The 14,506-nt window shown below is 43.1% G+C and carries 10 protein-coding genes; 1 reads left to right on the top strand and 9 read right to left on the bottom strand.

Annotated elements, in window-relative coordinates; genetic code table 11:
* Positions 1–683 precede the first annotated feature (683 nt).
* On the top strand, positions 684–1,409 hold the full coding sequence (locus HCJ96_RS09270; RefSeq protein WP_246261276.1) for a hypothetical protein: 726 nt from the start codon (positions 684–686) through the stop codon (positions 1,407–1,409).
* 13 nt (positions 1,410–1,422) lie between these two features.
* Here the strand turns inward: HCJ96_RS09270 and HCJ96_RS09265 are convergent, their stop codons facing one another.
* The 9 genes from HCJ96_RS09265 to HCJ96_RS09225 form a co-directional block, all read right to left on the bottom strand.
* The gene (locus tag HCJ96_RS09265; protein ID WP_169210753.1) at positions 1,423–3,114 is read right to left on the bottom strand and encodes a glycosyltransferase family 2 protein; all 1,692 of its coding nucleotides are present in this window, start codon (positions 3,112–3,114) and stop codon (positions 1,423–1,425) included.
* Between the two features lie 92 nt (positions 3,115–3,206).
* Complete coding sequence (gene rfbB / locus HCJ96_RS09260) at positions 3,207–4,289, bottom strand: dTDP-glucose 4,6-dehydratase (RefSeq protein WP_169210752.1); 1,083 nt, start codon at positions 4,287–4,289, stop codon at positions 3,207–3,209.
* On the bottom strand, positions 4,286–5,164 hold the full coding sequence (gene rfbD, locus HCJ96_RS09255; RefSeq protein ID WP_169210751.1) for a dTDP-4-dehydrorhamnose reductase: 879 nt from the start codon (positions 5,162–5,164) through the stop codon (positions 4,286–4,288). The genes rfbB and rfbD overlap by 4 nt, the downstream gene beginning before the upstream one ends.
* Positions 5,165–5,719: a dTDP-4-dehydrorhamnose 3,5-epimerase gene (gene rfbC / locus HCJ96_RS09250; protein WP_169210750.1), complete on the bottom strand. Its 555-nt coding sequence runs from the start codon at positions 5,717–5,719 to the stop codon at positions 5,165–5,167.
* Positions 5,720–5,759: 40 nt separating this feature from the next.
* Positions 5,760–6,638 carry a glucose-1-phosphate thymidylyltransferase RfbA gene (rfbA, locus tag HCJ96_RS09245; protein ID WP_169210749.1) on the bottom strand — a complete coding sequence of 293 codons (879 nt, stop codon included), beginning with the start codon at positions 6,636–6,638 and terminating at the stop codon, positions 5,760–5,762.
* 422 nt (positions 6,639–7,060) lie between these two features.
* Entirely contained in the window at positions 7,061–9,067 is a 2,007-nt protein-coding gene (locus HCJ96_RS09240) for an FG-GAP repeat protein (protein ID WP_169210748.1), read from the bottom strand.
* 149 nt (positions 9,068–9,216) lie between these two features.
* A complete protein-coding gene (locus HCJ96_RS09235) occupies positions 9,217–10,314 on the bottom strand; it encodes a hypothetical protein (RefSeq protein ID WP_169210747.1) in 1,098 nt (365 codons plus the stop codon).
* A 92-nt stretch (positions 10,315–10,406) separates the two neighbouring features.
* A complete protein-coding gene (locus HCJ96_RS09230; protein WP_169210746.1) occupies positions 10,407–12,434 on the bottom strand; it encodes a hypothetical protein in 2,028 nt (675 codons plus the stop codon).
* A 71-nt stretch (positions 12,435–12,505) separates the two neighbouring features.
* Positions 12,506–14,419: an FG-GAP repeat protein gene (locus HCJ96_RS09225; RefSeq protein WP_169210745.1), complete on the bottom strand. Its 1,914-nt coding sequence runs from the start codon at positions 14,417–14,419 to the stop codon at positions 12,506–12,508.
* Between the last annotated feature and the right edge of the window lie 87 nt (positions 14,420–14,506).

The raw sequence follows: 14,506 nt of genomic DNA, 5'->3' as shown, positions 1-14,506 counted from the left end.
CCAGCGTTCAATCTGAGCCATGATCAAACTCTTCAATTAAAATCGAAAAACTATATATATGAATCGTCGGTTGACACTCTTAACGAGTGCCCACACAGATTGTCTTGTTATAAATTGTTAAAGAGCATTCTACTTCGCCTTTGCTTCGTATTGTCGCGCTTGATTTCGTCGTTCCTCAGTTACGTACATTAGTACGCGCCTTCGTCACTCCTCAAGTCGCACAACACTACAAACCAAATGCTGTGTAGAACAGATAATGAATCACTATTCTTATCTGCTTTGCTTCAGGTTCTCCCCGAAGCGGGACGCGCATTCTACGCGTTTGGTTTTCAGTGTCAACATGTTTTTGAAATTATTTTCTCAAAGGTCTCGCTGAAAACCGCTTCTGATAAGGCTTTCGCCTTTTTGTACCAGGTCGTCTTTTTGACTTTCCTGTCGAAGCGGATGCGCATTGTAGAGATAAATAACTTTACGTCAATACCTATACTTAATAAATTTGCATTATTTTGTTTAAGCGGTTATTTTTCATTCTAAGTTGTTAATAAATTGAAAATTGAACTTTCAGGGAAGTTAAACGTTCTTAATATACGGAATTAATAATATTAAAAAAGTGGTTGATGTTTCCTTGAGGGTTAGAAGTAATGGTGCGCAAAATTTGGCTTTTCAATGCAATTGCATGTGCAATGGTCTGCACTGGTCTTCAGGCTGGAACGCCAATAGCAGAAGATAAGCCTCACTTAGAATTCCAGAAGAAGTTTTTAAAGAGGCAAGTGGCACAGTCAATGTCAGTCGGCAGAGCGATCCGCTCTATCGCCAGCCACTATCCTCAGGATACCGTTATTCTGGTTGATTTGGCGTTGGAGCTTTATCCAGATAACTATCAAGAGATAATCCACGCAGCCATTTCAGCCCAACCAGCGGCAACTGAAGAGATTGTTCAACTGGCCATTGAAAAAAATGTAAGCTCTTGTGCCTCTATTGTAGAGCTAGCCATAAATGCAGAACCTACCTATGTCGACTTTGTTGTTCAGGCCGCGGCCAATGCGACACCAGAAGAGCTTGATGAAATCGTAAGGGTTGCAGTGTTAACCGAGCCCGATTCAGCCGACAGTATTGTGCAAACACTGTCGTTAAAACACCCAAACAAAGTCATCGAAATAATGACAACGGCATTAAATGCCGTGCCGTACGTTGGTGAGTATGTGGTCGAGGCGCTTTTAGCCGTATTCCCATCACAAAAAGAAGCGGTGGTTAAAACCGCAATTGGCAATACCTTGAATCAGAGAGAGCAGCAGATTCGTATTCTAAATGCTGCTCAAAATGCGGGCGTCGATGAACGAGTTATCCGTCAGTATGCACTCGGTGCTGGGATTTCTATAGAGGAAGTCAATGTTGTATTAGCAGAATAAGCTAATACAACTGTTATGCTTCTTTGATCGAAAAATTTTCTCTTCTCAGAGTCAAATTAGGGTTATAAGCGGGGTCGTGTTCAATATAGCTGGCCCAGTTTGTCTGTAAGAAGTCCAGTTCCTGCTTAAAGCGTTGCGCCTTTTCTGGAGAAATATCCAAGCCTCTGGATATACTCTCATAATGAAACATTTCAGCTTCTGCGCAATAAAGGTTGCGTACACCTGTTTCCCGCACCCGCAAGCAAAAATCGACGTCATTAAATGCCACTTTAAGGTTCACTTCGTCGAGACCTCCCACCTGGTCCCACAGTTTTTTCTTAATAAGTAGGCACGCTGCAGTTACTGCAGAATAATTCTGCGTCGCTGCAATCCTTTTTAGGTAGCCCGGATGGTTACGTGGAAAGTATTTGTGCGCATGCCCAGCGCCACCGCCGTACCCCAATACTACTCCAGCGTGTTGAATGCGACCATCTGCATATAACAGCTTCGCGCCAACACAGCCTATGTCCGCGCGCATGGCGTGGCCAGCCATATACTCAAGCCACTCAGGTGTGATTATTTCAATGTCATTATTGATCAGCCCGATTATTTCGCCCTTGGCGTGCTTAACCGCGAAATTATTAATAGCTGAATAGTTGAAGGGAAATGGAAATTTCAGCACAGTGATTTTTGGATGGCGATTAAGCTGCTCGAAATACTTTAAACATTCCGGATCATCAGAATTATTGTCAACCAGAATGATTTCGTAATTTTGGTACGTTGTTTTCTCTAAGATAGAATCAATACATGCTTGGACAAGCTCTAACCCGTTGTAAGTCGGAATAACTAAAGATACCAGTGGAGAAGTGTGTAGCGGCCACATCAAGTTAACCACTGCATTGTTTTTATCAACAGTACCAGCGGCTTTATCCGCCGCCACCAGTGCCAATGATTCTAGGTCACCGGAGTCTCGCTTGTAACTGCCTGTCGAAGCCAGAACTGAGAAAGGGATATGCGTTATCGCGTCTTCGTTTGCCAACGCAAGTTGTGCAAACCAGCAAGCGTAATCGTTATTCAGTGGATACTTTTTCAACCAATACCCAGGCTTTTGCATCCATATCGCTGTTTTAATATAGCCTGAAGACAATTGCAGGTCAGGATTCCAGTCTGGCAACAACTGCGCTTCAACAGGTTGTCCTTTTTCATCCAAATAATGCCAGTCAAAATATACAACCTCCGCCTCTTGGGAATGGTCGTAATTATTTAATGCCTGCAGCAACCGCCTGATATCAATACGTTCGCCCTGGCGAATGAATAAACCGGGCGCATCATCAATGTCTGTCAGTGCAGAAAAAGGCTTTATGGAATCGTCTGATGTGGCTGCATCTGAAACAAGTGAATAAACGCTGTCTTCGACAAAAAATGACGACACCAGTAAAAAGTCGTTATCCAGGGTCGCAATGGTTTGTGTAACCTTACTTGGATCGGTACCCGCAATAACCACATGACAGTTTGTTTTTGTTATTTCGTATTCAGCGAGCTCATTTTGTTGCTGGCTTAGCCTTTTTTTATAAAGCGCCTGCAGCTTTTTGGGGCTGGGAAATCCGAAGAACAAGCCCGAGCGTTGCAATGAACGACTGTAGAATTCAGTGAGTCGGGCATTTTTCTTTAAACTGTTTTTCACTCCCGGTGGCAACAAACCAACGGCAGCTTTTACAGTTAACATGGAGAACTTCTTTATCATTTTAATTTCCAAACCCAAATAAAAATACCGCTGATTAGCGGCATTTTTTATTTTAACATGAAAAACCAGTAAGACTAATCGCCTGCACCTAACCTTTCTCCCTGGTAGCTGCCATCTAAAACCGCTTTCCACCAACTTTCATTTTCCAGATACCATTTAACCGTCTTACGAATGCCACTTTCAAACGTCTCTTCGGGAGTCCAACCCAATTCACGTGCAATTTTTGACGCGTCAATAGCATAGCGCATATCATGCCCAGGACGATCTGCAACATAGGTGATCTGACCTGCGTAATTGCCCTCTTTTGGCTTTAACTCATCCAAAATACCACACACGGTTTTAACAACTTCAATATTCTGCTTTTCATTGTGGCCACCGATATTATAGGTTTCACCGATTTCACCTTTCAATGCAACCAAGACCAGCGCGCGGGCATGGTCTTCAACGTATAGCCAGTCCCTGATCTGATTTCCCTTTCCGTATACCGGTAGCGGTTTACCCGCCAGCGCATTGAGTATAATCAGTGGAATGAGTTTTTCCGGAAAGTGGTACGGCCCATAATTATTGGAACAATTGGTCACCAGCGTAGGCAGTTTGTAAGTTCTCAACCAGGCTCTAACCAATTGGTCAGACGACGCCTTGCTCGCTGAATAGGGAGAGCTTGGCGCATAGGGGGTATCTTCAGAAAATAACGGCAGCGACTCACCGCTATCGACTTCATCAGGATGAGGTAAGTCACCGTAAACCTCATCGGTAGAAATATGATGAAATTTAAAGGCTTGTTTCTTATGAGCATCAAGTGAAGACCAATACGCACGAGCGGCTTCGAGCAGCGTGTACGTGCCAACCACGTTAGTCTGAATGAATTCACCCGGTCCATCAATCGAACGATCAACATGCGATTCAGCCGCAAGATGCATGATAATGTCCGGCTGGTGTGTCACTAATACTCGTTTTATTTCGCTGGCATCGCAAATATCGACTTGCTCGAAATAGTACCTTTCACTGTCTGACACCATGGCCAGTGATTCTAAATTACCCGCGTAAGTCAGCTTGTCAACGTTGATGACAACGTGTTCAGTATCATTGATAAGGTGTCGAACAACGGCAGAACCGATAAAACCGGCCCCCCCTGTTACCAAAATCTTTTTGCTCATTTGTATAACTCGTTTGTAGGCTTAAGTTCATCCAGCATCGCTGAAAGCTGAGTGCGCCAGTGCGTCGGATGTAGCGAATTAAAAACATCTCGGGTAAGTGCTTTGTCCAACACACTATAATGAGGGCGTTTTGCTGGTGTGGGATATTGCGCAGTGGGAATAGGTGAAATTTCAATTCCACGGGTTAACAAGCCTTTGCTGATTGCCAGTTCCTGAATCGCCAGCGCAAAATCAAACCAACTACACACGCCTTCATCGGTCCAGTGATAAGTACCGGAGACTCGCTGCGTGGCTGCGAATAAACAGGCTTCGGCCAGCCCTTTTGCCCAGGTAGGCGACCCCACCTGATCGTCAATCACGGTTAGCTTAGGCTTGTCACTCATTAGCTTCAACATCGTTTTGACAAAATTATTGCCATGTACAGAGTAAACCCAGGCCGTACGAATCAGGCAACTGTCATCAGGTAAGATTGATTTTAATGCCTTCTCGCCTTCAGCTTTAGATTCACCATATACACCTTGCGGTTCGATAGGATCATCAACGCTGTACGGAGAACCCTTTTGACCATTAAACACATAATCGGTAGAAATATGCACAAAAAACGCACCTGTTTCCTTGCAATAAGACGCTAAATTGCTCACCCCTGTGGCATTGACCATATGCGCAGCCGCGCTATCGGATTCTGCTTTATCCACTGCTGTATAAGCGGATGCATTGATTAACGCGGAGGGTTTCAGAGCGTTAAGTGTTGTAGATAAGGCGTTATAATCCGTGATATCTACATCATCTCTCCCAAAATATGTCGCGCTATCACCTAATAATCGGCGTAACTCGTATGAGAGCTGACCTGATTTTCCAATGACTACGATGCTCATTTATCTTCCTTCAAACGCTGGGGCATTGGCAAACGCCAGGCCTTCTGCATCTTTTGCCGACAATGAAGGTGCTTGTCCGTTGACCAAAGGCCATTCAATGCCAATCGATGGGTCATCGAATTTAACGGAAATCTCAGACTCAGGGTGATAATAGTCAGTGCATTTATATACAAACTCAGCGGATTCGCTAGTAACATAAAAACCGTGGGCAAAACCTGCAGGCACCCATAGTTGGCGTTTATTTTCTGCCGAAAGCATTACACCCACCCACTGGCTAAACGTCGATGAATTTCTACGCATGTCCACGGCAACATCAAATACTTCACCTTTTGTGACACGCACCAATTTGCCTTGAGTTTGCTCTACTTGATAGTGCAACCCTCGCAAAATCCCCTGTTTCGATTTCGAATGATTGTCCTGTACAAACTCAACATCGGCACATTCTTGTTTGAACCAGTCTTGACGAAACGTTTCCATGAAAAAACCACGGTCGTCGCCAAACACCCGCGGCTCAATGATTTTGACATCTGGAATGTCAGTGCTTATTACTTGCATCCTGTCGCTCAAATAGAAATTTTAAAATGAAAGAGACGGTTTATTTTACTCTATCGTGGATGACTTTTAGCAGATAATCGCCGTAGCCACTTTTAATTAATGGTGTAGCCAGCTGTTCCAATTGCGCAGCATTGATATAACCCATTCTGAATGCGACTTCTTCCGGACAACAAATTTTCAACCCTTGGCGCTTTTCAATAGCCGCAACAAAATTGGCAGCATCGAGCAGGCTATCTAAAGTACCGGTGTCCAGCCACGCTGAGCCGCGTCCCATCAGTTCAACTTTAAGGCTTCCATCCTGCAGATAAAGGTTATTCAAATCGGTTATTTCTAACTCACCTCGATGAGAAGGTTTCACTTGCTTGGCAAAGTCGATCACCCGATTATCATAAAAGTAGAGTCCAGTTACGGCATAACTGGATTTGGGTTGGGCTGGCTTTTCCTCTATAGAAATCGCGTTCCAGTCATTATCAAAATCGACTACGCCATAGCGTTCTGGATCATTAACATGATAACCAAACACGGTTGCCCCGTGCTCCTGGGCGTACGCATTTTTTAACGAAACTCTCAAGTCGTGGCCATAATAAATGTTATCGCCCAGTATCAGCGCACAACTATCATTGCCAATAAAATCTTCGCCAATAATAAAGGCTTGTGCCAAGCCATCTGGGCTGGGTTGTACAGCATACTGGATATTTAAACCGATAGAGGCACCATCGCCCAACAGGTCAACAAATCTTGATTGCTCGTCTGGGGTTGTAATAACTAATATATCTCTTATCCCAGACATCATTAGCGTAGTTAACGGATAGTAAATCATTGGCTTATCATAAACAGGCATAAGCTGCTTACTTACCACTCTAGTGAGCGGGTGAAGTCTGGTTCCCGAGCCGCCCGCCAAAATAATTCCTTTTCTCACTAGTGATTCCCCCTCAAAGGATTTCATTTACCGATCATGAAACGAGTAATAGAGATAAAATAACGTGATTTCTGATTTACTACTTAGCTCATCGATATAATTATCACATAAATCGAGCTGTTCGTGTTTGCAGTTTTGTTTAGAGAGTGAATTCTAACCGTAATGACATTTTAAAGGTAAGAAAGTTATTTTGGTAAAACAACAAATGGAGAGCACATGCTCCCGCACTTCTTAATTCAATTTAGATACTTTGTTTTATCTTTATTCACGAGACTGGTCTCAATCATTGGAGCTCTCTCGTTATTGGGTATGTGAGTAATTACCAACAAAAAAGTCCATAGCGATATATGGACTTTAAGGTATAAAAAGTTTTTCAAACATTGAGGTACTATAATTTTCGCAACACTTGGTAAAAATGTTACTTAATAAAGATAAACTGCGCCCGAGCTTCTTTTTTCGCTCTCTTCGGCAGGATCGCTATTGATCCCCCTTCCCCCGCCACTTTCGGTATCAGAACTGACAGCCAATGTACCATTGTCAGAAAACTTTATCGCATATCCAAAGCTGCTATAAATACTAGTGTGTTTTGGTTTGAAGTAACTTGTGTGTTCCCAGAAGTTTTCTTCATTTATTTCAAAACCAAAAACTGCACCGTCTTGAATTTTGATGTTGGAATCAGGTTTTTCTGAATAAACACCTAGTGCGTCATAGCGTTCGCCAATTGCTCCAACGAACATCTTATTTCCATCATGTGAGAGAGCGACAGAGTAACCGAATCCATCATCACTTTCGGCGTCATAAGGAGCTGAAAGCTCACTCGTACTTACCCATCCATTCTTATCATGCTCAAATACATGCACTTTACCAGCTCGCTCGAGTCCACCATTTTCGCCCACCACTATTTTGGACGCACCTCCAGCGATTGCTACCGCATCGCCAAAGTAACTATCAAGGGCAGGGTTAGCACTTTTTAGTAATGCTGTTTCACTCCACTCGTTATTGATTTTTGAAAACACATAAGCAGCCCCTTCGTAAAAAGTTTCACTCATTTCTCCATCATCAAATACGACAGCGCCGTTTTTAGGCGCCCCTACAACTAGGGTTTCACCGTCGTCAGAGAGGTCCATTGCGTCCCCAAACAGATCATTGACTTCATTATTGGAGCTAATCAATACCGTTTTACGACTCCAATTATTGTCAGTCATTTCATAAACGTAGACAGTATTACGAAGACCCACACCTTCAATGTTGTGCGCTGAAGTCACGAATAGAGATGCACCGTCTTCGGAAATTGCCACTTGACTTCCAAACTGGCCATTTTCTACTGATTCAGTAGACTTTAGATAGTGCTGTAATTGATAAATGCCTTCTTCATCTTTTATGTAGACGTAAACCGCTCCAGCGTCTTGCAGTAAATCATTTTCCGCTTCCAAGCCACTATTCGAACTGCCATCTTCCCGCGGAGTTCCAACAACAAGAACCGTACCGTCCTCTGTAATCGCCACAGCGGAACCAAAGTTGTCGTCAACTCCGGAACTAAAAGCTTTAACGTAAGCAGTTTGCTGCCAGCTATCATTTTGATTTTTTGTAAAAACGTAAACCGCGCCTGAGTTTTCCAAATCATTGTTATCTTTCGCTTCGTCGTGCACACTTTCGTCTTCACCTGGAGCCCCAACAACAAGCGTCGTCCCATCCTCAGAAAGCGCGATCGCACGGCCAAACTGGTCGAACTCATCGGGATTAGACGCCTTAAAATACCCCACAGCTTGTTTAAGGCCGTTTTCAACAGTTGCCGAAGAAGATGACGTGCAACCCAATTTATTACAGGCTTCAACCACGAAGCTTGCACCAACATAGTCGTATAAAGGCACTTCCAAAGAGAAAGTAGAAGTGGCTACTCCATTAGCAACAGCTGTATAATCAGTTTCATTGATTTCTTCCCCATCTTTGTCAACCAAAACGTTGTAGCTGGTAACAATTTCAGCGGATGTCCAACTAACCTCTAATGACTTTATACTATAAGATAGGGAAACTTGCGGTGCATCTGGTGTGGCAGTACAAACTACCTGAACGTCGGATACGTTGGAACTCTGAACTGTCCCTGTTCCATTCTGTATTTGACAATCATGTTCGGGATTAGATGGAAGGGAAAAAATAGTAACATTGTAGTCAGTTTGGGACTCAAGCCTAGTGGCAAACAAAAACACACCATTGTCTGAAACTTCTAAATTATCTTGACCATTATTCTGAAGTACCAACCCAGTTCCAACAAAGCCCTCGACATTCACAGAAATCGAATATGTTGGTTCAGGTTCAGCGCTATCACTGCCACTTCCGCAACCTGTCAACAGGCCACCAATGAGCAGGATTAGTAAATTAACTGAAACTTTTTTAAGAGGAAGAGATTCACGCATTAAGTAAATATCCATTTTAATAAATTCTCCAATATTTTATCTGCCCACTAAGAGATGCCATGATCAAACAGGTATTTTTCAATTAAGGTGGGCAGCCAGACGAAACAGATTTCGTCCTGTATCATTTCTCGAGACCAATTCAAACAGTCACACTTTGTACCTATTTACCGCAACAACGCCAGCAGTTTGCTTTTATAGTAGCTGGCTTCATAACGAATTTTGATTGAAAGTGGAATTGATTTATTTATCGTATTAAACTTTTTACTATGACTCTCCTCAATAACTTTTTTGCTCTGATTTTTCACCCATAAATAAAGCTGCTCTGCATTATTATTTTCGTAACGTATAAACTCATTAAGTAGCTTTATAAAATCCTCTTCTGGCAATTCCTGCACGACTCTTCTAGGCTGCGTGTATGTTGAGCAGAGCGCTAAAAGCTTATCGGCATCTTTAACTGGGTATTTGGCACAGAAGCTATTTAGATGCTTTAGCATATTTGCCTTACATCTGGCGAATTCCTGCTGAGAAAGTAAAGAATATTTTTGCTTTTTTAAGCTGCCTTCGTGCTGCAAAAAAGAGTCTAGTCGTATTTGTAAATCGTTGAGTGGATAATGGTTAAACCAACGTTTGAATTCTAAGCCTTCCGGGGAATAAGACGTATTCACCCATTCTGACTCAACGATAAGATTGTCTGCTGAAACGGTAACATCAATCGCTGCTAGAAAGTCTGCGATAATCGATTTTCCTTCGAATAAACTCTGATCGTAGGGTCGGAAAATAAACTGACTCACCCCGACTTTTTTGATTCCCTGCTCCAGTAATCTCAACGTTCTTGAAAAGGAACGTTTTGGTAGCGAAAACTTTTCTGCGCGTCCATGACGTTTTACTCCTTGATTGTAGCCAGACTCGATCACTTCCAGGCCAAAGCGGATATATCCGATATATAATGCGTCTGAAAAATACGGGTGTATTTTACTCAAATACTTAGTGAAAAATTCAGACGACAGCAAAACCGTGTGACACTTGGCATTTCGCGCTTTCAGGTAGAGCGCTTCCACTTTATCGTTATCAACGATTAATTCACTTGCTGAATTGAGTTTGGCGATATTCCAGAAATTACCTGAACTAACACCGTTTTCGTCTATCTCGTGAGGAGGATAAAAAACCCCCTCTTCGATTAAATGTTGCCTATTTTCCAACAGCCATTTTTGAATAGCTGATGAGCCTGTCTTGTGAGGGCCGATGTGAATAATAGTACGCATTGAACTTTTTAAAGGAGGTTAGTCGCTATGAACTTGTCAGCGAGAGAATATAGGTGCATCAGATGGCTGAGTCAACTAACACTCCTCCCTGCTTAGTACAGATACACTGCCCCAGCCTCTTCCATTTCTGCAAAATCCCCATCGCCATTAATACCCAAAGCACCATTACTTTCAGCTTCAGCAGAAACAGCCAGCGTGCCGTCGTCCGCCACGGCAATTGAGGAACCAAATTTCATGTCAGGCTTGTTCAGTTTCGCCTTTATGTAACGGTAATGCTGCCAGTCATTACCTTCATCAAGGGAGTATACGTACACCGCACCGGTCTTATCACCTTTAATTAAATCAACATCTTTAAACGCCAGGCCTTTTTGTACCCCAGATTCTGCTGTCGCCCTGACAAACAGCATATTGCCGTCTTTACTGAAAACAACAGAGGCCCCAAACAAGTCCTCATCTCCTGCGTTATCAAGGGCCTCCAGTTCGTCAGCCTTAACCCATCCTGTGGAGTTTCTCTCATAAACGTGAACCCGACCTTCTTTGTCAACCCCTCCCTGTGCGCCAACGGCAACCCGTTCACCCGTTGTGGTGATGGCTACTGATGAGCCGAAAAAGTCATTCATATTTGGAGAACTATCTTTAAGAATTGCAGCTTCATTCCAGTTCCCATCGGAATATGAAAACACATATGCCGCACCATGATAATAAGTTTCCCCGCCGGCTTCAGGCTGAACTTGTCCGGCATGCTTTGCGCCTACTACAAAAGTGTTGCCACCATCAGCAAGCGCAAGAGCATTACCAAATCGATTCTCTGCATGAGCATCTGACGCCTCAATTCTGGTAGTTTGGTTCCAGCTTTCCCCTACCTTTTTAAAATTATAGACTACGCCAGTATCGACGAGCTCTGCTGACTTATCTTTAAACGGTGCGCCAACTACAAATGCACTACCGTCAGGGAGTAACGCAAGAGAGCTTCCGAATTTATCTAAAATTGAAGCATCATCAGCTTTCACATAGTGAGCTTCGTTCCACTCGCCCTTTTCATTTTTTTCGAAAACGTAGATTGCGCCCGAATCTTCAGCTAAATCATTATGAAGGTGCAGTTCACTATTGGCATCACCATCTTCACCCGGCGCACCCACAACTATCAAACTACCGTCTTCTGAAACTGCGACAGACGCACCGAAATTGTCGTTAGCTCCCGCGTTGGCAGGTTTCAGGTAAGCAACCTGCTTCCATCCTCGCAAGCTATCATTTACGAACACATAAACGGCACCTGCGTTCTCTGTATTGTTTAAATTCGGTTCACCTGCATGGCTGCCTTCATCTTCTCCGGATGCGCCCACGACCATGGTTTTACCATCAGCTGAGATTGCCACGGAACTGCCGAAGTAATCCAGTGCGTTTGGATTGGATGCTTTAAAGTAACCAATTGCTTCGCTTGTGAAATAGAGATGGTCATTTTGTCCCCAGTCGGCACAACGCTCTTCGTCGCAGGATTCAATCCGGACATCCATCCACTCATACTTATATAGGGGTAACGTTAGTGAAAAAGCAGTTTGGGTGAGAATTGTCGCCAAATATTGGGGTTGCTCCGATTCCTTGCTTCTCCAATCAGAAGTAACATATTTATCTGCAACAACATTATAGTGTGTAGCTCGCTCGGCTTCGTACCAGTCTATTGTCACGGTTTTAATTCCGTAGCTAAAATTTTTAATATTGGTTGCTTCTGGGTAACGGGCACAACTCAACAAAATATCAGTTACATCAGACGTTTTTACAGTGCCGCTTCCATTTTTAACAGAACACTCGTACTCAGAATAGAAGTCGTCTGCATCAGCAGGGTAGACTTCATATTTTTCATTAGCGTTAGCGACCGTCTCAAATGAAAATGCACCGGTGTCAGAAATGACATTTGACTCGTGATGAACCCCTCCCACTTTCAGAAAGATGGTGAGCGAACCGCCCGTATAACCAGATACTGTTCCACCAATAGAATACATGTCAGGTGGCGGCGCAGAGATTGGCTGCTGTGACGATTCAAGACTTTCGCTGCTGCCTCCACAACCACATAAAAGTAAAGTTAGCGCAAGGGTCAATGACAAACAGCATTGATTAACCATTTTAAAAAATACCTGCATGATAAATTTAGTTCTTAGCACTTTGAGTTTAATTGGGAGAAGTTAATAGTTGCCTAATACAAATATACAGCCCCTGCATATTCTTCACTGTTATCCGTAGCGTCTCCATTGATCCCCGTCGCACCGCTTGACTCATCGTGAGAGCCAATCACTACCGAGCCATCTTCTGCAATCGCAACCACACTTCCAAATGAATCGTATTTATTTACGGCCTTGGCCTGAAGGGTGGCATATTTATACCATTCATCGTTGGAATTTATTTTATATACATAGGCAGCGCCGACATCTGCTTCCGCTCCACCACTCTTTCCCGACCGCTCTTTGTAAACACCCGACTGCAAAGTATCGTCATTTGGATTTGTTGCAACTAATGTTTTACCGTCTTTTGAAAGAGAAAGTGATTGGCCCAGATCACTGTTCCTGTCTTCTGTCAGCGAATGAGTTGCCTGCCACTTATCCGCTATCTTTTCCAGGATGAAAATGGTTCCTTCCTGATTATGAAACATATAACCGTAATCACCAGGTTCTCCGATGGCTATCACATCGCCATCACCAGAAATGGCGACTGAATGCCCTAGGTGCAAAGATGCCGCATCATAAAGTAACGGATCGCTATCTCGTTCGAAGATAAACTCTTCTGTCCAATGGTCATTTGCAAAGGTGAAAATATAAACACGACCCAAGTAATAGTCATGCTCCGTTATCTCATATCCATCGTCATATTCTTCACTTTTCATATTTTCTTTTGGTGCACCAACTATCAATACATCGCCTTGATGAGATAATGCTATGGATGACCCAAAATTGTCATAACCTGACGATTCAGAAGCAGTTAAGTAAGCAGTTTGCTGCCACTCACTATTATTTCGGGACATGATATAAACCGCTCCAGTTCCTGGGTAAACAAATTCATTGGATCTGGAATCCAGGATCGGGTCGCCCCCATCAGCACCTATTGCGAGAATGTTTCCATCTGAAGAAAATGATAAGTCAGAACCGAAGTTTTTATCGATATCTGAGTTAGTAGGCTGAATATTTGTCTGCTTTACCCAGCCACTATCATTACGAATATAAAGATCAACCCCTCCATTACTGATAGCTGTAGCCGCAAGAGTCAAACCATCAGACGATATCGCAACTTTCCCTGCACCGCCTGCTGCATCGTAACTTATCTCTTGTTGATGCTCCCAATTGGAGTCAGGGCTTTTTGAAAAAATGGTGACGAGATTCCAACTGCTCACCACTAACGTTTCCCCGTCTCCGGAAATCGCTACATCAGAACCAAACAGATATGTTTCGTCATGTTGAGAAGCTTTAAAATAGCCAATTGCTTCCTTGAGATCTTCGCTAACAAACTGTTCCTGTGACTGAGAGCAACCAAACTGGTTGCAAGCATCTACTTTAAAACTTGCGCCAATGTAATTGTAAAGCGGAACCTCAATACTTATTGAATTCTCCGTTATTTCATCGCCCCACATTTTATATTCGAATGCATTTCCTTCACCATCCTGGTCAATCCAGACCTTATACGTTTGTGCTAATTGATCTTCCTGCCAGGATAAATCAAATGTTTTAATGTCATAATTTAACGCAATAGTAGGAGTATCCGGCTCGCTGGTACAAGTAACCATGACAGAAGACACATGGGTAGATGCTATAGCCCCTTTACCATCAGAAACTATGCATTTTTGTTTTGGATTTGAAGGCTGAGTGAGTACGGTTACTTCGTAATTTTGTTTAGACTCTAATGGATCTGTAAATGTAAATTTGCCAGCCTGATTAACCTGCAAATTATCACGACCATTGTTTTGGATAACTAAACCTTGTCCAGTTAAGCCTTCTACGGTTCCACTAACCATATACGTAGGGTTTGGTTCATCTGAGCCTCCACACCCAAACATCAGCAAAGCTATTGCTGAAACAGTGATGGTTGGACAACGAAACGAAGAGATGTGATTCAATTCCATTTAAATAAATTCCTTAATAAAAAACTTACATCAGAAGACTTATACTACCGTTTTTTTCACTAGCCAGGATGAATTTAGACGTTTACA

Source organism: Alteromonas ponticola, from assembly GCF_012911815.1.
GTDB lineage: Bacteria > Pseudomonadota > Gammaproteobacteria > Enterobacterales > Alteromonadaceae > Alteromonas > Alteromonas ponticola.
The sequence above is the reverse complement of the archived record's forward strand: the minus strand, read 5'-3'. Positions and strand labels throughout refer to the sequence as shown.

Bases quoted from the DNA above. Each gene is read 5' to 3' on its own strand.
- HCJ96_RS09270 (WP_246261276.1), top strand. From the start codon at position 684: ATGGTCTGCACTGGTCTTCAGGCTGGAACGCCAATAGCAGAAGATAAG.
- HCJ96_RS09265 (WP_169210753.1), bottom strand. From the start codon at position 3,114: ATGTTAACTGTAAAAGCTGCCGTTGGTTTGTTGCCACCGGGAGTGAAA.
- rfbB (WP_169210752.1), bottom strand. From the start codon at position 4,289: ATGAGCAAAAAGATTTTGGTAACAGGGGGGGCCGGTTTTATCGGTTCT.
- rfbD (WP_169210751.1), bottom strand. From the start codon at position 5,164: ATGAGCATCGTAGTCATTGGAAAATCAGGTCAGCTCTCATACGAGTTA.
- rfbC (WP_169210750.1), bottom strand. From the start codon at position 5,719: ATGCAAGTAATAAGCACTGACATTCCAGATGTCAAAATCATTGAGCCG.
- HCJ96_RS09240 (WP_169210748.1), bottom strand. From the start codon at position 9,067: ATGGATATTTACTTAATGCGTGAATCTCTTCCTCTTAAAAAAGTTTCA.
- HCJ96_RS09235 (WP_169210747.1), bottom strand. From the start codon at position 10,314: ATGCGTACTATTATTCACATCGGCCCTCACAAGACAGGCTCATCAGCT.
- HCJ96_RS09230 (WP_169210746.1), bottom strand. From the start codon at position 12,434: ATGGTTAATCAATGCTGTTTGTCATTGACCCTTGCGCTAACTTTACTT.
- HCJ96_RS09225 (WP_169210745.1), bottom strand. From the start codon at position 14,419: ATGGAATTGAATCACATCTCTTCGTTTCGTTGTCCAACCATCACTGTT.